The organism is Klebsiella sp. C360 (assembly GCF_048822415.1).
Taxonomy (GTDB): Bacteria; Pseudomonadota; Gammaproteobacteria; order Enterobacterales; family Enterobacteriaceae; genus Klebsiella; species Klebsiella quasipneumoniae.
In genome coordinates, this window is record NZ_JBMEZZ010000001.1 from 992856 (window position 1) to 1011515 (window position 18660).

Here is an 18660-nt window from a genome sequence, read left to right on the forward strand (position 1 = left end):
AATTAATCGACGTTCAGCGCGTCATTGACCAGATCTTGTTGCTGTTTCTGGTGAACGGACATATACCCTACCGCCGGAGAGGCGGAGGCCGGGCGGCCTGCATAACGCAGAGAGGCCCCAAACGGAATCACTTCACGGAAGTGATGCTGGCTGCAGTACCATGCGCCCTGGTTGAGCGGCTCTTCCTGGCACCAGACAAAATCATGTACGTGCGCATACGCTTTCAGCGCATCCTGCACCGCCTGATGCGGGAACGGATAGAGCTGCTCGATACGAACGATAGCGACATCTTTTTGCTCGTTTTTACGGCGCTGTTCCAGCAGGTCGTAGTAAACCTTACCAGAGCACAGCACCACGCGCTTCACAGCCTGCGGATCAAGTTGATCGATTTCACCGATGGCCGGCAGGAAAGTGCCGTTCGCCAGCTCATCCATGCTGGAGACCGCCAGCGGATGACGCAGCAGCGACTTCGGCGACATCACCACCAGCGGACGACGCATACCGCGCAGCGCCTGACGACGCAGCATGTGGTACACCTGCGCCGGCGTGGACGGCACGCATACCTGCATATTCTGCTCAGCGCACAGCTGCAGATAACGCTCCAGACGGGCGGAGGAGTGCTCCGGGCCCTGGCCTTCGTAGCCGTGCGGCAGGAGCATCACCAGGCCGCACATCCGGCCCCACTTCTGCTCACCGGAGGAGATGAACTGGTCGATCACCACCTGCGCGCCGTTGGCGAAGTCGCCAAACTGCGCTTCCCAGATGGTCAGGGTGCGCGGCTCTGCAGTGGCGTAACCATATTCAAACGCCAGCACCGCTTCTTCAGACAGCACGGAGTCCCAAACGCGGAACTGGCCCTGACCGTTATGGACATGCTGCAGCGGGGTGTAGGTTGAACCATTGGTCTGGTTATGGATCACCGCATGACGGTGGAAGAAGGTGCCGCGACCGGAGTCTTCCCCGGACAGACGCACCGGAATACCTTCGTCAACCAGCGTGGCGTAGGCCAGGTTTTCAGCGCCGCCCCAATCGAACAGCTTCTCACCTGCCGCCATCGCCTGGCGGTCGGCGTAAATTTTCGCCACGCGGGACTGCATTTCGATACCTTCCGGCACCGTGCTGATGCGTTTGGCCAGCTCCTGCAGACGCTTCGGCTCCACTTTATCCGGATAGCTCTCGTCCCACTCATGGTTGAGGTACGGCGACCAGGTAAAGGAGTGCATGTTCATCGGACGCCATTCCTTCACCACGCATTCGCCGGCATCCAGCGCATCGCGGTAGAGGTTAACCTGCTCGGTAGCATCTTCCAGGGTCGCGACCTTGTCCTGCTCCAGCTTGTCAGCATAGATTTTGCGCGGAGTCGGGTGCTTTTTGATCTTCTGATACATCAGCGGCTGGGTTGCGCTCGGCTCATCGGCTTCGTTATGGCCGTGACGGCGGTAGCACACCAGGTCGATGAAGACATCGCGTTTGAAGGTATTGCGGAAATCCAGCGCCAGACGGGTGACGAAAGCGACCGCTTCCGGGTCGTCGGCGTTGACGTGGAAAATCGGCGCCTGCACCATTTTACCGATGTCGGTGCAGTACGGGGTCGAACGCGCATCCAGCGGGTTAGAGGTCGTGAAGCCCACCTGGTTGTTGATAACGATGCGCACGGTCCCGCCCACTTCGTAACCGCGGGCTTTGGACATGTTCAGGGTTTCCTGAACCACGCCCTGGCCGGTCACCGCGGCGTCGCCGTGGATAGTGATCGGCAGAACCTTGTTGCTGCTCGGCTCGTCCAGACGATCCAGACGGGCGCGTACGGAACCGATCACCACCGGGCTGACGATCTCGAGGTGCGACGGGTTAAACGCCAGCGCCAGGTGCACCAGACCGCCTTCGGTTTCTATATCGGAAGAGAAGCCCATGTGGTACTTCACATCGCCGGTACCGAGGTGTTCTTTATGTTTGCCGGCAAACTCGTCGAACAGGTCCTGCGGTTTTTTACCCAGCACGTTGACCAGCACGTTGAGACGGCCACGGTGCGCCATGCCCAGCACCACTTCACGGGTGCCGCTCTTACCCGCATGGCGGATCATCTCTTTGAGCATGGGGATCAGGGCGTCGCCACCCTCCAGCGAGAAGCGCTTCGCCCCCGGGAATTTGGCGCCGAGGTAGCGCTCCAGCCCTTCCGCGGCAGTCAGTTCGCCGAGGAAACGCTTTTTCTCTTCCGCGGTAAAGCTCGCTTTGCCGGCTACCGATTCAATGCGCTGCTGGATCCAGCGTTTTTCTTCGGTAGAGGTGATATGCATGTATTCCGCGCCGATGGAGCCGCAGTAGGTTTGCTTAAGGGCGGCAATCAGCTCGCCCAGCTTCATCGTGTCTTTACCGATGGCAAATGAACCTACGTTATAGCTTTCCTGGAAATCGGCCTCGGTCAGATCGTGGTAGGCCGGATCGAGATCCGCCACTCTCTCTTGCTTCCACAGCCCCAGCGGATCGAGATTCGCATGCTGGTGGCCACGGAAACGGTATGCGTTGATGAGCTGCAGGACTTTAACCTGCTTCACATTGGTGTCTGGGTCGGAAATCGAAGAAGTGTAACGTGAGGCATCCTTCGCCAGTCGACGGAAATAATCACGCGTTTTGGAATGAAATTGATCCGGTTTAACTCCGGTGCCAGGTAACTGCTGGAACATTGAACGCCAGTTGGCGTCAACAGAGTCAGGATCGGTTAAGAAGTCTTCATAGAGCTGTTCTATCCAGCTCTGGTTCGAACCAGAGAGGTAAGAAGAGTCCAGCCAGGCTTTCATTGCGCCGTTCTGCATCGTGATCCCTTAAGCATTCATATGCTTATTTCGCCGTAGAAACTACCACGCACACCGAGTGCACGTGCCGGGGTTCACTTGTTGCGGACGAGTTGTGGTTTCTATCCGCTAAGGAACCTTTAAAAACTGCCATTAATCTTCGGCGTTCAGGCTGCGGTTGCGTTAGCTGCCTTCACTTTCCCCGGTCACATAGTTCACTATGCTCCCGGGGATGCGTTCATTTGCCGCCTTACCTCGCTCTGAACGCCTTGATTACTGGTACATATTTGGCGGTTTTTAAAGATTTCCTGCTATATCTATTGCCTGATGGCGCTTCGCTTATCAGGCCTACAAAATATGCTCCTGTAGGCCGGATAAGACGTTTACGTCGCCATCCGGCAACTAAAACAACTTACGCGCTGCGCTGCAGCAGCATCGACTTAATATGGCCGATGGCGCGCGTCGGGTTCAGCCCCTTAGGACACACACTGACGCAGTTCATAATGCTGTGACAGCGGAATACGCTGAAAGCATCGCTCAGGCCGTCCAGACGCTCGCTGGTTTCGGTATCGCGACTGTCGATCAGGAAGCGATACGCGGCCAGCAGGCCGGCCGGGCCGATGAACTTGTCCGGGTTCCACCAGAACGACGGGCACGAGGTCGAACAACATGCGCACAGAATACACTCGTACAGGCCATCGAGCTTCTCACGCTGCTCAGGCATCTGCAGATGCTCGCGAGCCGGAGGATTTTTCCCATTATTCAACAAGTAAGGCTTAATCTTCTCATATTGTGCATAGAATTGCCCCATGTCCACCACCAAATCACGGATAACCGGTAAACCTGGCAGCGGGCGGATAACAATCTTCTTGCCCGGCTGATTCAGCGCGGAGATCGGCGTGATGCACGCCAGACCGTTTTTCCCGTTCATGTTCAGGCCATCGGAACCGCAGACCCCTTCACGGCAGGAGCGGCGGAACGACAGCGACGGATCTTTTTCTTTCAGCTGGATCAGCGCATCCAGCAGCATCATGTCACGACCTTCTTCCGCGTCGAGAGTGTAATCCTGCATGTGCGGAGCGTCGTCAACATCCGGGTTATAGCGATAAATTGAAAACTCGAGTTTCATTTTCCTGTCTCCGCATTAATAAGTACGAATCTTCGGCGGGAATGCCGGACGCAGTTTCGGTTCCATGTTGACGCTACGACGCGTCATGGATTCCGACTCTGGCAGATACAGGGAATGGCACAGCCAGTTTTCATCATCACGATCCGGGAAGTCGAAGCGGCTGTGAGCGCCACGGCTCTCGGTACGGAAGTTAGCGGATACGGCGGTCGCGTACGCGGTTTCCATCAGGTTATCCAGCTCCAGGCACTCAACGCGCTGGGTGTTGAACTCGCTGGAGGTATCGTCGAGACGGGCGTTTTTCAGGCGCTCGCGGATCACTTTCAGCTGTTCCAGACCTTTGTGCATCGCATCGCCTTCGCGGAACACCGAGAAGTTATGCTGCATACATTCCTGCAGCGCTTTGCGGATCGCCACCGGATCTTCACCGGAACGGGTGTTGTTCCAGCGGTTGAGGCGGTCCAGCGAGCCTTCGATATCGGATTCGCTGGCGTCGCGCAGCGTGCCCTGCTCGGCGATAGACTCCTGCAGATGTAGACCCGCCGCGCGGCCGAAGACCACCAGGTCGAGCAGCGAGTTGCCGCCCAGACGGTTGGCGCCGTGGACCGATACGCAGGCGATTTCGCCCACCGCGAACAGACCCGGGATCACCACGTCTTCGCCCTTCTCATTGACGGTCAGCGCCTGGCCGGTCACTTTGGTCGGAATACCGCCCATCATGTAGTGGCAGGTTGGGATAACCGGGATCGGCTCTTTCACCGGATCGACGTGAGCAAAGGTGCGGGACAGCTCAAGGATACCCGGCAGACGAGATTCCAGAACCTCTTTACCCAGGTGATCCAGTTTCAGTTTCGCGTGCGGGCCCCACGGACCGTCGCAGCCGCGGCCTTCGCGGATCTCGATCATGATGGAACGCGCCACCACGTCACGACCCGCCAGGTCTTTCGCGTTCGGCGCATAACGCTCCATAAAGCGCTCGCCGTGTTTATTCAGCAGATAACCGCCTTCGCCGCGGCAACCTTCGGTGACCAGAACCCCGGCCCCGGCGATACCGGTCGGGTGGAACTGCCACATTTCCATATCCTGCACCGGCACGCCGGCGCGGATGGCCATCCCGACGCCGTCACCGGTGTTGATGTGGGCGTTGGTGGTGGACTGATAGATACGGCCTGCGCCGCCGGTCGCCAGCACGGTGGCGCGGGCTTTAAAGTAGACCACTTCGCCGGTCTCGATGCACAGGGCGGTACAACCCACCACCGCGCCGTCCTGGTTTTTCACCAGATCGAGGGCATACCATTCGGAGAAGATAGTGGTGTGGTTTTTGAGGTTCTGCTGGTACAGGGTGTGCAGCAGGGCGTGGCCGGTACGGTCAGCCGCCGCCGCGGTACGCGCCGCCTGCTCGCCGCCGAAGTTCTTCGACTGGCCGCCGAACGGGCGCTGATAAATACGGCCGTCGTCAAGACGGGAGAACGGCAGGCCCATATGCTCCAGCTCGAGAATCGCTTCCGGGCCGGTCTTACACATATATTCGATGGCGTCCTGGTCGCCGATATAGTCCGACCCTTTTACAGTGTCGTACATATGCCATTCCCAGTTATCTTCATGGGAGTTACCGAGCGCGACGGTGATACCACCCTGCGCGGATACGGTGTGCGAACGGGTCGGGAAAACTTTGGAGAGCAGCGCACAGGTCTGTCCGCTCTGGGAAATTTGCAGCGCCGCGCGCATACCTGCGCCGCCGGCACCGATGACAACAGCATCAAACTCTCTGACTGGCAATTTCATTACACACCCCACACCACAACAAATCCATAAAGAACGTAAGCCACCAGCGCCACAACGATAGCCAGTTGCAGAACCAGGCGCAGAGCCAGTGGTTTAACGTAGTCCGTTAACACCTGCCACATCCCGATCCAGGCATGGATAAGAATGGAAACGAGAGCCAGCAGAGTGAAGACTTTAGTGAAGCCGGAGGCAAAGAATCCGGTCCACACTTCCCATGAGATTTCACCGGTGGTCGCGAAGAAGCCAACCATGTAGATGATGTAGAGGGTCAGAACGATGGCGGTAGCACGGACCAGAATAAAGTCATGTACGCCGTTGCGTCCCAGTGCTGAGGCGTTGCTTACCATACGAGGACTCCTGCGAGAAGTGAAAGCACGACAGTAATAACAAAAGAAATCTTGGCGGAACGTTTCCCTGCTTCGAGGGTTTCGTCCAGGTAGCCAAAGTCCATCATCAGATGGCGGATACCAACAACGACGTGATAGGCCAGCGCGGTGAGAATGCCCCACATGATGAACTTCACAAAGAAGCTATCCATGATCGAGGCCGCCGTCAGAAAACCTTCAGGGGAGGAGAGGCTGGTGCCCAGCAGCCAAAGCAGAATTCCGACCGCCACGAAGGTGATGACACCGGAAACGCGATGGAGAATGGACGCTATCGCCGTGATTGGGAACCGTATCGTTTGTAGATCCAGATTGACAGGTCTTTGTTTTTTCACATTTCTTACCATGAATAACGCCCACATGCTGTTCTTATTGTTTCCTTCCTCCGGTCTGCTTGCGGGTCAGACAGCGTCCTTTCTATAACCAGAAGTCATGTTAAAACGTCTTTTCAGGCATTAAAACATCACTAAACAACGCTGGGTGGCTCGGGATTGCAGGGTGTTCCGGAGACCTGGCCGCAGTATAGGCCGTTCACAAAATCATTACAATTAACCTACATATAGTTTGTTGGGTTTTCTCCGGAACAGTGATCAAGGTCACGATAACAACATTTTTTTAATTTTTAATCACCTGATTTGACAAATATTAAACATTCTTGTTACAACCATTACCAGTTAAATGCAATAATGCTCAAAAGTTATGAGGTCATGCTTTCACCTGAGAATAAGTTATGTAACAGTGTGTCAGTATTGACCGATGTAATCAGGACAGTTATTAGTGGTATACAGGTTTTAATATTCGGACTGCTAAAACGCTGATTTGCTGTTGTTTCACCGCAGCCCTGAAGAACGTGCCATCAAGCGCCGTTGCTCTGTACCCTGCCCTTTTCGCTGACGCAGAGCTGTGTGCAACATAACAAACTGGTAACGTATACGGGCGCGGGCCGAAAGCAAATCCACCACCCGGCAGTCTTAAGCAATAAAGGCGCTAAGGAGACCATAAATGTCTGATGCTAAAGCAAAAATCACCCTGGGTGGTGACACTGCTATTGAACTGGATGTGCTAAAAGGCACGCTCGGTCAGGATGTTATTGATATTCGTAGTCTTGGTTCAAAAGGCGTATTTACTTTTGACCCAGGTTTCACATCTACCGCTTCCTGTGAATCTAAAATTACGTTTATCGATGGTGACGAGGGGATCCTGCTGCACCGTGGCTTCCCGATCGACCAGTTAGCGACCGAATCAAACTATCTTGAAGTTTGTTACATTCTGCTAAACGGTGAAAAACCGACCCAGGCCGAATACGACGAATTCAAAACCACCGTCACCCGCCACACCATGATCCATGAGCAGATTACTCGTCTGTTCCATGCGTTCCGTCGCGATTCTCACCCGATGGCCGTTATGTGCGGGATCACCGGCGCCCTGGCGGCGTTCTATCACGACTCCCTCGACGTGAATAACCCGCGTCACCGTGAAATTGCCGCCTATCGCCTGCTGTCCAAAATGCCGACCATGGCAGCCATGTGTTACAAGTATTCTATCGGCCAGCCGTTTGTTTATCCGCGCAATGACCTCTCCTACGCCGGCAACTTCCTGCGCATGATGTTCGCCACGCCGTGCGAAGAGTACGAAGTCAATCCGGTGCTGGAGCGCGCAATGGACCGTATTCTGATCCTGCACGCCGATCACGAACAGAATGCCTCGACCTCGACGGTACGTACCGCGGGCTCTTCCGGCGCTAACCCGTTCGCCTGTATCGCAGCCGGCATCGCCTCCCTGTGGGGACCGGCGCACGGCGGCGCCAACGAAGCGGCGCTGAAAATGCTGGAAGAGATCAGCTCCGTTGAGCACATTCCGGAATTTGTTCGTCGTGCGAAAGACAAGAATGACTCTTTCCGCCTGATGGGCTTCGGCCATCGTGTGTACAAAAACTACGACCCGCGCGCCACCGTGATGCGTGAAACCTGCCATGAAGTGCTGAAAGAGCTGGGCACCAAAGACGACCTGCTGCAGGTGGCCATGGAGCTGGAGCATATCGCGCTGAACGACCCGTACTTCATCGAGAAGAAACTCTACCCGAACGTCGACTTCTACTCCGGTATTATCCTGAAAGCGATGGGTATTCCGTCCTCCATGTTTACCGTTATCTTCGCCATGGCGCGTACCGTGGGCTGGATTGCGCACTGGAACGAAATGCACAGCGATGGCATGAAAATCGCCCGTCCGCGTCAGCTCTATACCGGCTACGAAAAACGCGATTTCCAGTCCGACATCAAGCGTTAATCTCGCTGTTCGGATGATAAAAACGCGCCTGATGGCGCGTTTTTTTATGCCTGACGATGAGGTCTGGCGCTGCCTGGCCGCCGGCTTAATGCTGGCAGCGCGGGCACCAGTAAAACGGCCGCGAGGAGAGCATCGTCTTCTCAATCACGCCCCCGCAGCGCTCGCACTGTTCGCCATCGCGATGGAACACCTTAAAGCGGAACAGCGCGCCGTGGTGCTTGTTGTCATCGGGCTGGCCGCGGGTGCGATAAGAAAGCCGCGGGATATCGAGCAGCGCGTGCGCCAGCGCATCCAGTTGTATTGCATTCAGCTCCGAGGCCTTATGCTGCCCGGTCAGCCCCACCTGCCAGAGGATTTCCACCCGCAGATAGTTTCCCAGCCCGGCAAGAAAAGCCTGATCCAACAGCAGGCCGGAAAACTGACGATGGCGGAATTTGGCCGACAGCAGCCGCGCTTTCACCTGCTCCGCGGTTAACGTCATATCCAGTACGTCCGGACCGATGCGCAGCAAGAACGGATGGTTGGCCACCTGCTCCGCTGTGAGCATCTCAATGTCCGACGCGCTGTAGAGCAAAATCGCCTTGCTGGCGGTCTGGAGCCTGACGCGCAGCACCCGGTTAGAGGCGGGCTGTTCGCCAGCGTCAACCACGCGCCAGACGCCGTACAGCTGATTATGGCTGTACAGGGTCAGGCCGCCGGAGAAGCGGGTCAGCAGGGCTTTCCCCCGGGTGTCGATATGGGTAACCCGCTGACCAATCAGCGGGGTTTGGTAGGGTTGCAACCGGGGAAAGGCGAACCAGACGTCGGTTAAGGGTTCGTCTTTGATTGCCGCCTCCAGTGTATCCGCCGCGCGGCGGATCTCCGGACCTTCCGGCATACTGTCATCCTTTTGTCAGTGGGTGGCGCCGCCGCCCAGTTTACTGTCCACCGGCTGGCGCAGGGCCACGGCAATGGCCGTCTCCAGCGCCTCCCGCACGGTGGCGATCGCCATACTCGGCTCGCCGGGATGGGCCGCCGCCTGCGCCGGGAGCCATGGAATATGGATAAAACCGCCTCTCACCTCAGCCTGACCCTGCAGCCTGTGCAACAGGCCGTACATGACGTGGTTGCAGACGAAGGTGCCGGCGGTCTGCGACACCGAGGCCGGGATCCCGCGATCGCGCAGCGCGCTGACGATCGCTTTGATCGGCAAGGTGCTGAACCACGCCGCCGGCCCGCCGTCGACGATCGGCGTGTCGATGGGTTGCTGGCCTTTGTTATCGGGGATGCGCGCATCATCGACGTTGATCGCCACACGTTCGACGCTGATATCGACCCGACCGCCGGCCTGCCCCACCGCGATAACCAGCTTCGGCTGCAGGTCCTCTATCGCCGCGTCGAGCGCCGACAGCGCCTCGCCAAACACGCAGGGAAGCTGCCGGGCGGTCACCGGCTGGCCAGCAATCATAGTGCCGTCAAGCTGCTGCACCACTTCCCAGGAAGGGTTCACCGTCTCGCCGTCAAAGGGTTCGAAACCGGTGAGTAATACTCCCGCCACCATCCTCTCCTTCGCGGTCATGCCGATTGTCATATCTCAGCCTCAGGCTGAGCGCTGACCAGAATATGGCGCCCGGCGAACGCCGCCCGCAAACGGCGGGCAAAATCGAGGGCATGCGGACCATCACCGTGCAGACATACCGTCTGCGCCACCACGTTCGCCCATTCGCCGCTGACGCTGCGCACCCGGTGGTGTTGCACCATCTCGAGGGTTTGCGCCAAGGCCTGCTCTTCGCTGTCAATCAGCGCCCCGGGCTGGCTGCGCGGCACCAGGCTGCCGTCGGCCAGATAACCGCGATCGGCAAACACCTCCTGACGCGTCGTCAGACCATAGCGCTGACCGGCTCGGATCAATTCGCTGCCCGCCAGACCCACCAGCACCAGTTGCGGGTTAACATCGCGGACCGCGCGGGCGATCGCGTCGGCCAGCGGCGGCGATTTGGCCGCCTGGTTGTAAAGCATGCCGTGCGGCTTCACGTGCTGCAGCTCGCCGCCCTGCGCCTGAACGATCGCCGCCAGAGCGCCAATTTGATACAGCGTCTGGGCATAGACCGTTTCCGGCGGCAGATCCATCGCCGTGCGGCCAAAATTTTCCCGGTCGGGATATCCCGGATGGGCGCCCACCGCCACGCCGTACTTCAGCGCCTCGCGCACGCTCTGCACCATCAGCCCGGCGTCGCCGGCGTGAAAACCACAGGCGATATTCGCCGATGACACCAGCTGGAGCAGCGCGCTATCGTTCGCCCCGCCTTCCCCGAGATCGGCATTAAGATCAATCATCATCGTGGAGTCTCCAGGCCAGTTGTTCAAGATAACGCTGGCGATCGGCCCGCGCCTTCAGCGCCTCCTCCAGCGAGCAGGCCACGAAATGGATCGGCTGCCCCAGCGGGATCTGCGCCAGCTGGTACATATCGGCATCGATAATGCAGGCGATCCGCGGATAGCCGCCGGTGGTTTGCGCGTCGTTCATCAGCACAATGGGCTGGCCGTTGTGCGGCACCTGCACCACGCCCGGCAGCAGGCCGTGCGACAGCATTTCACGATCGGTGGTGCGTTTCAGCGGCTGCCCCTGCAGGCGGTACCCCATGCGGTTACTCTGCGGACTGAGCTTCCAGGGGGCGCGCCAGAATGACGCCTGCGAGGCCTCGTCAAATTCATGGTACTCCGGCCCGGGCAGCGCACGAATGCGGTTGCCCAGCGGCAGCTGCTTGACGCCGCGCGGGGTGGTGAAGCGGCGGGCGGCTTTCCCGAGCTTCAGCTTGTCGCCATCCTGCAGGCGGCGTCCTTCCAGACCGCCAATCCCCGCCTTGAGATCCGTGCAGCGCGAGCCAAGGACCTCGGGGACCGCAATCCCGCCCGCCACCGCCAGATAGCTACGGATGCCATGCTGCGGCGTTTTCAGCACCAGCCGCTGTCCGGCTCGGTAGGCGGTGCGCCAGCCCACCCAGACCGCTTTACCGTCCAGCGTCGCTTCGCAGGCGGCGCCGGTCAGCGCAAACCAGCCGCTGCGGGCAAATTCGATCTCCACCTGGCCGAGGGTAATCTCCAGCCCGGCGGCATTCGCCTCGTTGCCAACCAGCAGATTGGCAATCACCAGCGAGGGATAATCCAGGGCGCCGCAGCGGCTGATGCCAGACTGGCGCAGGCCTTCTCGTCCACCGTCCTGTACCGAGGTGTACAGGCCGGCGCGGATCAAGGTCAACATACCCCCTCCTTTTGCGGCACAAAGCGAATTTTATCGCCCACGCGCAGTAGCGCAGGCTCCTTCCGCGCCGGGTCGAACAGCGTCAGCGCGGTGCGCCCCAGCAGCTGCCAGCCGCCGGGCGTCGCCAGCGGATAGATACCGGTTTGCGCGCCGCCGATACCCACCGACCCGGCCGGGACGAGCACGCGCGGTTCGGCGCGACGCGGTGTCGCCAGCGCCGCAGGCAGCCCGCCCAGGTAGGGAAATCCCGGCTGAAAACCAATAAACCAGACCAGATATTCCACCGAGGCGTGCAGCTCCACGACCTGTTTTTCACTCAGGCCGCTGTGCTGCGCCACTACCCCGAGGTCCGGTCCGGCCTCGCCGCCGTAGACGACCGGAACAGACAGCGAGCGCGACTCTGGCTCGATCGCGAGGCTCTCCTCCCACCAGCGCTGCAGACGGTCTATCGCCTCCCACGCCACCTCCTGCGGGCGGCGGAGCACCACAGTGATATTGTTCATGCCGGGAATGGCGTCAATCACCTCTTCATGGTTCGCCAGACGCTGGGCTAATCCCCAGATCCGTTGCTGGCTTTCAAGGGTAACCGGCGGCTCCAGCTCCAGCACGACAGCCGTTTCTCCTAACAGATAACAACGCGCTCGCTGCACTTTTTTCTCTCCCGTCAGGCAGGGTTAGGAATATCAATAAAGGTGACATCCAGGTCGGTGGTTTCCGTCAGCCATTCGCTGAGGGCGCGAATGCCGCCCCGCTCGGTGGCGTGGTGGCCGGCGGCATAAAAATGCAGGCCCTGCTCGCGGGCAGAGTGGATGGTTTGTTCCGACACCTCGCCGGTGATAAACGCGTCCACGCCAAAGCGCGCCGCGGCGTCGATAAAGCTCTGGCCGCCCCCGGTACACCAGGCGACGCGGCTGACGGTCTCCGGCCCGGTATCGCCGCACCACAGCGGCTTGCGTCCCAGCCGCGCTTCAATCCACGAGGCCAGCTCGAGGCCGGACACCGGCATCGACAGTTCGCCCCAGGGCACCAGCGGTTCGATTTCGCCCAGCACGTTAATCCCCAGCAGATGCGCCAGCTGCGCGTTATTGCCCAGCTCGGGATGGGCATCCAGCGGCAGGTGCCAGCCGTAGAGATTGATATCGTTGGCCAGCAGGGTTTTCAAGCGCCGGCGCTTCATGCCGCGGATCACTGGCGATTCGTTTTTCCAGAAATAGCCGTGATGGACGATTACCGCATCCGCCTGCAGGCGGACGGCCTCATCCAGCAGCGCCTGGCTGGCCGTGACTCCGGTGACGATCTTGTGCACCGTGTCGCGCCCTTCCACCTGCAGACCGTTAGGGGCGAAGTCACTGATGGCTGCGCTATTGAGCTTGTCGTTTATCAGTTGTTCCAGTTCGCTATTTTTCATCGCCACTCCAGCAGATAATCAGGGTATACAAAGGCATAACATAACCAGATCCATTCGGGTCGTCGATAGTCCGCCTCCGACACTGACGATGACTTTTTACCGAATAGCGCAATTTGCCTATTCATCCCGCCGCGCATTCGTGTATATTTATGCACTAATAAAGCATATTAAATAATCAGAAAGCCCCTCAAGCCATGAATATGACTAATTAAACGCTATTCATGCAGAACGATCGACTTTCGCTTTACGCCAGGAAACACACTTCTCATGAAGACAACATCATCGCAACCGCGGGCGATTTACTACGTCGTGGCGCTGCAAATCTGGGAATACTTTAGCTTCTACGGCATGCGCGCCCTGCTGATCCTCTATCTCACCAATCAGCTTAAATATGACGATAACCACGCTTACGCCCTGTTCAGCGCCTACTGTTCGCTGGTCTATGTGACGCCGATCCTCGGCGGCTATCTGGCCGATAAGCTGTTAGGCAACCGGATGGCGGTCATGCTCGGCGCGCTGCTGATGGCCATTGGCCATCTGGTGCTCGGGGCCAGCGAAACCGCCCCGGTCTTCCTCTACCTGTCGCTGGCGATCATCGTCTGCGGCTACGGGTTGTTTAAATCCAACGTCAGCTGTCTGCTGGGCGAGCTGTACGAACCCGCCGATCCGCGTCGCGATGGCGGTTTCTCGCTGATGTATGCCGCGGGCAATATCGGCTCGATCATCGCGCCGATCGCCTGCGGCTACGTCCAGGAGGAGTATAGCTGGGCGATGGGCTTTGCCCTGGCGGCCATCGGCATGGTGGCGGGACTGGTGATTTTCCTCTGCGGCAACCGTCACTTCCAGCATACCACCGGCGTGAACCGCCAGGCGCTGTGCGCCCGTCGCTTCCTGCTGCCGAACTGGGGCTGGCTGCTGGTGCTGCTGGTCACTGCTCCGCTGCTGATTGCCGTGCTGTTCTGGCAGGAGTGGTCGGTATATGCCCTGATCGTGGCCACGGCCATTGGCCTCGCGGTGCTGGCGCGGATCTACCTGCGCGCCGAGACCGATAAACAGCGCAAGGATCTGCGCCTGATCGTCGTCCTGACCGCTTTCAGCCTGCTGTTCTGGGCCTTCGCCCAACAGGGCGGCAGCTCCATCAGCCTGTATATTGACCGCTTCGTTAACCGCCATATCATGAGCTACGAAGTCCCTACCGCTATGTTCCAGTCGATCAACGCCTTCGCGGTGATGCTCTGCGGCATGGTGCTGGCGTGGCTGGTGAAAGAGAGCGTCGGCGGTAATCGCACCGTGCGCATCTGGGGAAAATTTGCCCTCGGTCTGGGCCTGATGAGCGCCGGGTTCTGCATCCTAACCCTCAGCGCCCGCTGGTCGGCGGCCTATGGTCAGTCGTCCATGCCGCTGATGGTGCTGGGGCTGGCGGTGATGGGTTTTGCCGAACTGTTTATCGACCCGGTCGCGATGTCGCAAATCACCCGCATTGAGATCCCGGGGGTCACCGGGGTGTTGACCGGCATCTATATGCTGCTCTCCGGGGCCATCGCCAACTATCTGGCCGGCGTTATCGCCGACCAGACCTCGCAGGCGTCATTCGACGCCGCCGGGGCGGTGAACTACTCCATTGACGCCTACATCAACGTCTTCAGCCAGATCACCTGGGGCGCGCTGGCTTGCGTCGGCGTGGTGCTGGTCATCTGGCTGTATCACTCGCTGAAGGTCAGGACCCGCCGTCTGGCGGTGGAGTAATCCCCTTTCTGGCGGCCTCCCAGGCCGCCAGCGTCTCCTGCCGCGCCTGCTTGTGATCGACTATCGGGCGCGGATAATCCAGCGTAATCCCCTGTTTATCCGCCCACGCCCACGGCTGATGCAGCGCCTTCTCCGGCACCTTTGCCAGCTCCGGCAGCCAGCGACGCATAAACCCCCCCTGCTTATCAAACTTCTCGCCCTGGGTGGTGGGATTAAATATGCGGAAATAGGGCGCGGCGTCGGTGCCCGTCGAAGCCGCCCACTGCCAGCCGCCGTTGTTCGCCGCCAGGTCGCCATCAATCAGCTGGCTCATGAAATAGCGCTCCCCTGCCCGCCAGTCGAGGCGCAGATCTTTAGTCAGGAAGCTGGCGACGATCATGCGCAACCGGTTATGCATCCAGCCGGTGGCGTTAAGCTGGCGCATGGCGGCATCGACAATCGGATAGCCGGTCTCCCCGCGCTGCCAGGCCTGCAGGGCGCCATCCTCTTCGCGCCAGGCGACCTTATCGGTCCAGGCGACAAACGGCCGTCCTTTACAGAGTTTCGGATAGTAGACCATCAGATGGCGGTAAAACTCGCGCCAAATCAGCTCATTAAGCCAGGTGGCGCCTGCCCCGCCGTCCAGCGCGGCGGGGTGTTCCGTCAGCAGCCGATGCAGGCACTGGCGCGGCGACAGCACCCCGGTGGCCAGGCAGGGCGACAGGCGACTGGTCCCTTCCACGGCCGGGAAGTCGCGCTGCCCCTCATAATCCGCCGCCGGTTGCTGACAAAACGCGCGCAGCCGCGCCAGCGCCGTTTTTTCATCCGCGGCAAACAGCAGCCCATCGAACGGCGTTTGCGGATAGTTGAGCTCCGGCGGCGGCGGCGCCTGGCGGGCGGGTGCCTCGCGCGGCTTTGGCGCGGCCACGCACGCCGGCAGCCCTTCCCGCAGCCGGCGAATAAACGCATTCTTAAACGGAGTGAAGACTTTATACATTTCGCCGCCGCCGGTCAGTACGCTGCCGGGCGGCAACAGGACGCTGTCGTCAAATCCCTGGCAAATCACTTCGCTCAAGGTGTTCTCAACGGCGGCATCGCGCTGGCGTTCATTGAATTCGTACTGATAGTTGTAGAACAGGTGACTGACCTGGTGCTGCTGGCAAAACTGGGCCAGCCGCTCGACGCTGGCGCTAAAATCGTCCGCCTCTTCTACCCACAACGGTATGCCACGCTCCGCCAGCGCGGCGTGCAGACTGTGCAAATGGCTGGCGATAAAAGCGGCCTGCCGCGGCGCCATATGATGCTCGCGCCACTGCCCCGGGGTGGCAATATAGAGCGCCAGCACCTGCGCCTGCGGATCGCGGCAGGCGGCGGCCAGCGCCAGGTTATCGTGAATGCGTAAATCCGTGCGTAACCAGACCAGATGGGTGGCCATATCACTCCTCATTATCCGTCAGCAAAACTCATCTCATGATCTAAGCCGGAAAAAATAGCGCGCTCCGGCAAAATAAGCACCTGCCAATTCCGCTGCGGCGCTTGCAACGAGTGTAGACAAGCGACGAAAAAAAACCGCCGGGGGCAACCGGCGGTTATTGGCTTTCATTGCAGCAGGGCGAATCAGTAGAAGTCGTGAGCGGCTTTTTCTGCCTGCGCCATCCACACCGGCTGCTCGCTGGTTTTCGACCACACCCGGTGCAGCCAGCTGTAATAGCGGGCGCGATCTTTCCAGAACAGCATCACCGGCAGCGCCGCGACGCCAGCCACGACGGCGAAAGCCCGACGCAGCAAAATAATATGAGCAGGATAAGCTTTGTACAACGCCATCATTTCTCTCCCCTTTGTCAGGCCGGCAAGTCGCGCCGGTAAAAAATTACCATGTTTGTTTGAGCAAAATAGTACCGCGTTGGTTGTAATTTTACTACTCATCCGACCACTAAAAAGCACGTATTTATACTTAATTTACATTCATCCCGTAAATTAGTTACGAAAAAGTTAAATTAATACTAACCATCAGTTAAATTGTGCCTTTGCCATTTTTATACTTTTTTTACACCGCGCCCGCGGATTTTTGCGAAATCTTTGCGCCGTAATTTCTATTCTCCTGGTAAATCAAAAACACACCCGGAGGTGGATTGTGACTGCAGGCGTACTCACTGGCGTTGGGCTGGTGTTCCTGTTACTGGCTTATCTGGTTTATGCCTTGATACATGCGGAGGCATTCTGATGGCTGCCCAGGGATTTTTATTATTAGCCAGCTACCTGCTGGTATTGCTGGCGCTGGCGCGCCCGCTGGGGATGTGTCTGGCGAGAATGGTGAACAACATCCCGCTTCCCGGCCTGGCTGGCGTCGAGCGCGTCCTGTGGCGCGTGGCCGGGATCCGCGCCGATGAGATGGGCTGGCTGCAGTATTTGCTGGCGATCCTGCTGTTTAACGCCCTCGGCGGCCTGGCGCTGTTTGCCCTGCTGATGCTCCAGGGCGTGCTGCCCTTTAACCCGCAGCACCTGCCGGGGCTGCCGTGGGATCTGGCGCTCAACACCGCGGTCAGCTTTATCAGTAATACCAACTGGCAGGCTTACGCCGGCGAAAGCACCATGAGCTATCTCAGCCAGATGGTGGGGCTGACGGTGCAGAATTTCCTCTCCGCCGCCACCGGCATCGCCGTGGTCTTCGCCCTGACCCGCGCCTTCGCCCGACAGAAAATGTCCACCCTCGGCAATGCCTGGGTGGACCTGACGCGCATTACCCTGTGGCTGCTGCTGCCGCTCTCTCTGCTGGTGGCCCTGTTCTTTATTCAGCAAGGCGTGCCGCAGAACCTGCAGGCTTACCAGCCCTTTACCACCCTCGAAGGGGCGCACCAGCTGCTGCCGATGGGGCCTGTCGCCTCACAGGAAGCGATTAAGCTGCTGGGCACCAACGGCGGCGGTTTCTTTAACGCTAACTCCGCCCATCCGTTTGAAAACCCGACGGCGTTGACCAATCTCGTGCAGATGCTGGCCATCTTCCTGATCCCGGCGGCGCTGTGCTTCGCCTTCGGCGAGGTGGTGAGCGATCGCCGCCAGGGGCGCGCTATTCTGTGGGCGATGACGCTGATCTTTATCCTCTGCGTCGCCGTGGTGATGTGGGCGGAAACCCGCGGCAACCCGCACCTGCTGACGCTGGGCGCCGACAGCAGCCTGAATATGGAAGGTAAAGAGAGCCGCTTCGGTATTCTCGCCAGCAGTCTGTTCGCGGTGATCACCACCGCCGCCTCCTGCGGCGCGGTCAACGCCATGCATGACTCCTTCACCGCGCTGGGCGGGATGGTGCCGATGTGGCTGATGCAGATTGGCGAAGTGGTGTTCGGCGGCGTCGGCTCGGGTCTCTATGGCATGCTGCTGTTCGTTATGCTGGCGGTGTTTATCGCCGGGCTGATGGTCGGCCGCACCCCGGAGTACCTCGGGAAGAAAATCGATGTCCGGGAAATGAAAATGATCGCCCTGGCCATTCTGGTCACCCCGACGCTGGTACTGCTCGGCACGGCGCTGGCGATGATGACCGAGGCCGGCCGCGCCGGGATGTTCAACCCCGGCGCGCACGGCTTTAGCGAGGTGCTGTACGCCGTCACCTCGGCGGCCAATAACAACGGCAGCGCCTTCGCCGGCCTGGGCGCGGCGACGCCCTTCTGGAACCTGCTGCTGGCGTTCTGCATGCTGGCTGGACGCTTCGCCGTCATCATTCCGGTCATGGCTATCGCCGGCTCGCTGGTGGCGAAGAAAATTCAACCGGCCAGCCCCGGTACCCTGGCCACCCACGACGCCCTGTTTATCGGTCTGCTGATCGGCACCGTGCTGCTGGTGGGCGCCCTGACCTTTATTCCTGCGCTGGCGCTTGGCCCGCTGGCCGAACACTTTTCCTTACTTTGAGCGATGCGGAGCCC

Annotated in this window: 18 protein-coding genes; 5 read left to right on the plus strand and 13 right to left on the minus strand. The window is 59.2% G+C overall.

From position 1 onward, the window contains the following. Positions 1–2: 2 nt before the first annotated feature. From sucA to sdhC, 5 genes are all read right to left on the minus strand, one after another. A complete protein-coding gene (gene sucA / locus ACOI7D_RS04990; protein ID WP_023288875.1) occupies positions 3–2810 on the minus strand; it encodes a 2-oxoglutarate dehydrogenase E1 component in 2808 nt (935 codons plus the stop codon). A gap of 391 nt (positions 2811–3201) precedes the next feature. Continuing rightward, on the minus strand, positions 3202–3918 hold the full coding sequence (gene sdhB / locus ACOI7D_RS04995) for a succinate dehydrogenase iron-sulfur subunit SdhB (RefSeq protein ID WP_109546528.1): 717 nt from the start codon (positions 3916–3918) through the stop codon (positions 3202–3204). A gap of 15 nt (positions 3919–3933) precedes the next feature. Then, positions 3934–5700, minus strand: a complete 1767-nt coding sequence (gene sdhA, locus ACOI7D_RS05000; RefSeq protein ID WP_004179067.1) for a succinate dehydrogenase flavoprotein subunit — start codon at positions 5698–5700, stop codon at positions 3934–3936. Then, the gene (gene sdhD / locus ACOI7D_RS05005; RefSeq protein WP_002894949.1) at positions 5700–6047 is read right to left on the minus strand and encodes a succinate dehydrogenase membrane anchor subunit; all 348 of its coding nucleotides are present in this window, start codon (positions 6045–6047) and stop codon (positions 5700–5702) included. Before sdhD ends, sdhA begins: the two co-directional genes overlap by 1 nt. Beyond that, positions 6041–6445: a succinate dehydrogenase cytochrome b556 subunit gene (gene sdhC / locus ACOI7D_RS05010; protein WP_004142216.1), complete on the minus strand. Its 405-nt coding sequence runs from the start codon at positions 6443–6445 to the stop codon at positions 6041–6043. Before sdhC ends, sdhD begins: the two co-directional genes overlap by 7 nt. A 324-nt stretch (positions 6446–6769) precedes the next feature. Between sdhC and ACOI7D_RS05015 the strand changes: the two genes are divergently transcribed. Together ACOI7D_RS05015 and gltA are read left to right on the plus strand one after the other, a co-directional pair. Then, entirely contained in the window at positions 6770–6901 is a 132-nt protein-coding gene (locus tag ACOI7D_RS05015; protein WP_418272143.1) for a hypothetical protein, read from the plus strand. A 184-nt stretch (positions 6902–7085) separates the two neighbouring features. Further along, positions 7086–8369: a citrate synthase gene (gltA, locus tag ACOI7D_RS05020; protein ID WP_023288873.1), complete on the plus strand. Its 1284-nt coding sequence runs from the start codon at positions 7086–7088 to the stop codon at positions 8367–8369. 85 nt (positions 8370–8454) lie between these two features. Here the strand turns inward: gltA and nei are convergent, their stop codons facing one another. The 6 genes from nei to ACOI7D_RS05050 are packed head-to-tail and all read right to left on the minus strand — an operon-like array spanning position 8455 to position 13018. Next, on the minus strand, positions 8455–9246 hold the full coding sequence (nei, locus tag ACOI7D_RS05025) for an endonuclease VIII (protein WP_032455160.1): 792 nt from the start codon (positions 9244–9246) through the stop codon (positions 8455–8457). Positions 9247–9261: 15 nt separating this feature from the next. Next, complete coding sequence (gene pcp, locus ACOI7D_RS05030; RefSeq protein WP_048334976.1) at positions 9262–9906, minus strand: pyroglutamyl-peptidase I; 645 nt, start codon at positions 9904–9906, stop codon at positions 9262–9264. Positions 9907–9935: 29 nt separating this feature from the next. Beyond that, a complete protein-coding gene (gene pxpA, locus ACOI7D_RS05035; protein WP_044521673.1) occupies positions 9936–10688 on the minus strand; it encodes a 5-oxoprolinase subunit PxpA in 753 nt (250 codons plus the stop codon). Next, positions 10678–11610, minus strand: coding sequence for a 5-oxoprolinase subunit PxpC (gene pxpC / locus ACOI7D_RS05040; protein WP_023288869.1), 933 nt, complete (start codon positions 11608–11610; stop codon positions 10678–10680). Before pxpC ends, pxpA begins: the two co-directional genes overlap by 11 nt. Continuing rightward, the gene (gene pxpB / locus ACOI7D_RS05045) at positions 11604–12260 is read right to left on the minus strand and encodes a 5-oxoprolinase subunit PxpB (RefSeq protein ID WP_044521671.1); all 657 of its coding nucleotides are present in this window, start codon (positions 12258–12260) and stop codon (positions 11604–11606) included. The genes pxpC and pxpB overlap by 7 nt, the downstream gene beginning before the upstream one ends. Positions 12261–12274: 14 nt before the next feature. Next, a complete protein-coding gene (locus ACOI7D_RS05050) occupies positions 12275–13018 on the minus strand; it encodes a type 2 GTP cyclohydrolase I (RefSeq protein ID WP_023288867.1) in 744 nt (247 codons plus the stop codon). Between the two features lie 267 nt (positions 13019–13285). Between ACOI7D_RS05050 and ACOI7D_RS05055 the strand changes: the two genes are divergently transcribed. Continuing rightward, positions 13286–14764: an MFS transporter gene (locus ACOI7D_RS05055; protein ID WP_109546529.1), complete on the plus strand. Its 1479-nt coding sequence runs from the start codon at positions 13286–13288 to the stop codon at positions 14762–14764. Here ACOI7D_RS05055 and phrB read toward each other — a convergent pair. After that, positions 14736–16178, minus strand: coding sequence for a deoxyribodipyrimidine photo-lyase (gene phrB, locus ACOI7D_RS05060; RefSeq protein WP_109546530.1), 1443 nt, complete (start codon positions 16176–16178; stop codon positions 14736–14738). The two genes, ACOI7D_RS05055 and phrB, sit on opposite strands and share 29 nt — an antisense overlap. A gap of 182 nt (positions 16179–16360) precedes the next feature. Further along, complete coding sequence (locus ACOI7D_RS05065; RefSeq protein WP_004142243.1) at positions 16361–16570, minus strand: DUF2517 family protein; 210 nt, start codon at positions 16568–16570, stop codon at positions 16361–16363. A 307-nt stretch (positions 16571–16877) separates the two neighbouring features. Between ACOI7D_RS05065 and kdpF the strand changes: the two genes are divergently transcribed. Beyond that, entirely contained in the window at positions 16878–16967 is a 90-nt protein-coding gene (gene kdpF, locus ACOI7D_RS05070) for a K(+)-transporting ATPase subunit F (protein WP_020323459.1), read from the plus strand. Beyond that, a complete protein-coding gene (kdpA, locus tag ACOI7D_RS05075) occupies positions 16967–18646 on the plus strand; it encodes a potassium-transporting ATPase subunit KdpA (protein WP_109546531.1) in 1680 nt (559 codons plus the stop codon). The genes kdpF and kdpA overlap by 1 nt, the downstream gene beginning before the upstream one ends. Positions 18647–18660: the final 14 nt, after the last annotated feature.

Coding starts and splice junctions, on each gene's coding strand:
- sdhC (WP_004142216.1), bottom strand. CDS start 6,445: ATGTGGGCGTTATTCATGGTAAGAAATGTGAAAAAACAAAGACCTGTC.
- nei (WP_032455160.1), bottom strand. CDS start 9,246: ATGCCGGAAGGTCCGGAGATCCGCCGCGCGGCGGATACACTGGAGGCG.
- phrB (WP_109546530.1), bottom strand. CDS start 16,178: ATGGCCACCCATCTGGTCTGGTTACGCACGGATTTACGCATTCACGAT.
- ACOI7D_RS05050 (WP_023288867.1), bottom strand. CDS start 13,018: ATGAAAAATAGCGAACTGGAACAACTGATAAACGACAAGCTCAATAGC.
- gltA (WP_023288873.1), top strand. CDS start 7,086: ATGTCTGATGCTAAAGCAAAAATCACCCTGGGTGGTGACACTGCTATT.
- sdhB (WP_109546528.1), bottom strand. CDS start 3,918: ATGAAACTCGAGTTTTCAATTTATCGCTATAACCCGGATGTTGACGAC.
- pxpC (WP_023288869.1), bottom strand. CDS start 11,610: ATGTTGACCTTGATCCGCGCCGGCCTGTACACCTCGGTACAGGACGGT.
- sucA (WP_023288875.1), bottom strand. CDS start 2,810: ATGCAGAACGGCGCAATGAAAGCCTGGCTGGACTCTTCTTACCTCTCT.
- ACOI7D_RS05015 (WP_418272143.1), top strand. CDS start 6,770: ATGCTCAAAAGTTATGAGGTCATGCTTTCACCTGAGAATAAGTTATGT.
- kdpA (WP_109546531.1), top strand. CDS start 16,967: ATGGCTGCCCAGGGATTTTTATTATTAGCCAGCTACCTGCTGGTATTG.
- sdhA (WP_004179067.1), bottom strand. CDS start 5,700: ATGAAATTGCCAGTCAGAGAGTTTGATGCTGTTGTCATCGGTGCCGGC.
- pxpA (WP_044521673.1), bottom strand. CDS start 10,688: ATGATGATTGATCTTAATGCCGATCTCGGGGAAGGCGGGGCGAACGAT.
- ACOI7D_RS05065 (WP_004142243.1), bottom strand. CDS start 16,570: ATGATGGCGTTGTACAAAGCTTATCCTGCTCATATTATTTTGCTGCGT.
- sdhD (WP_002894949.1), bottom strand. CDS start 6,047: ATGGTAAGCAACGCCTCAGCACTGGGACGCAACGGCGTACATGACTTT.
- ACOI7D_RS05055 (WP_109546529.1), top strand. CDS start 13,286: ATGAAGACAACATCATCGCAACCGCGGGCGATTTACTACGTCGTGGCG.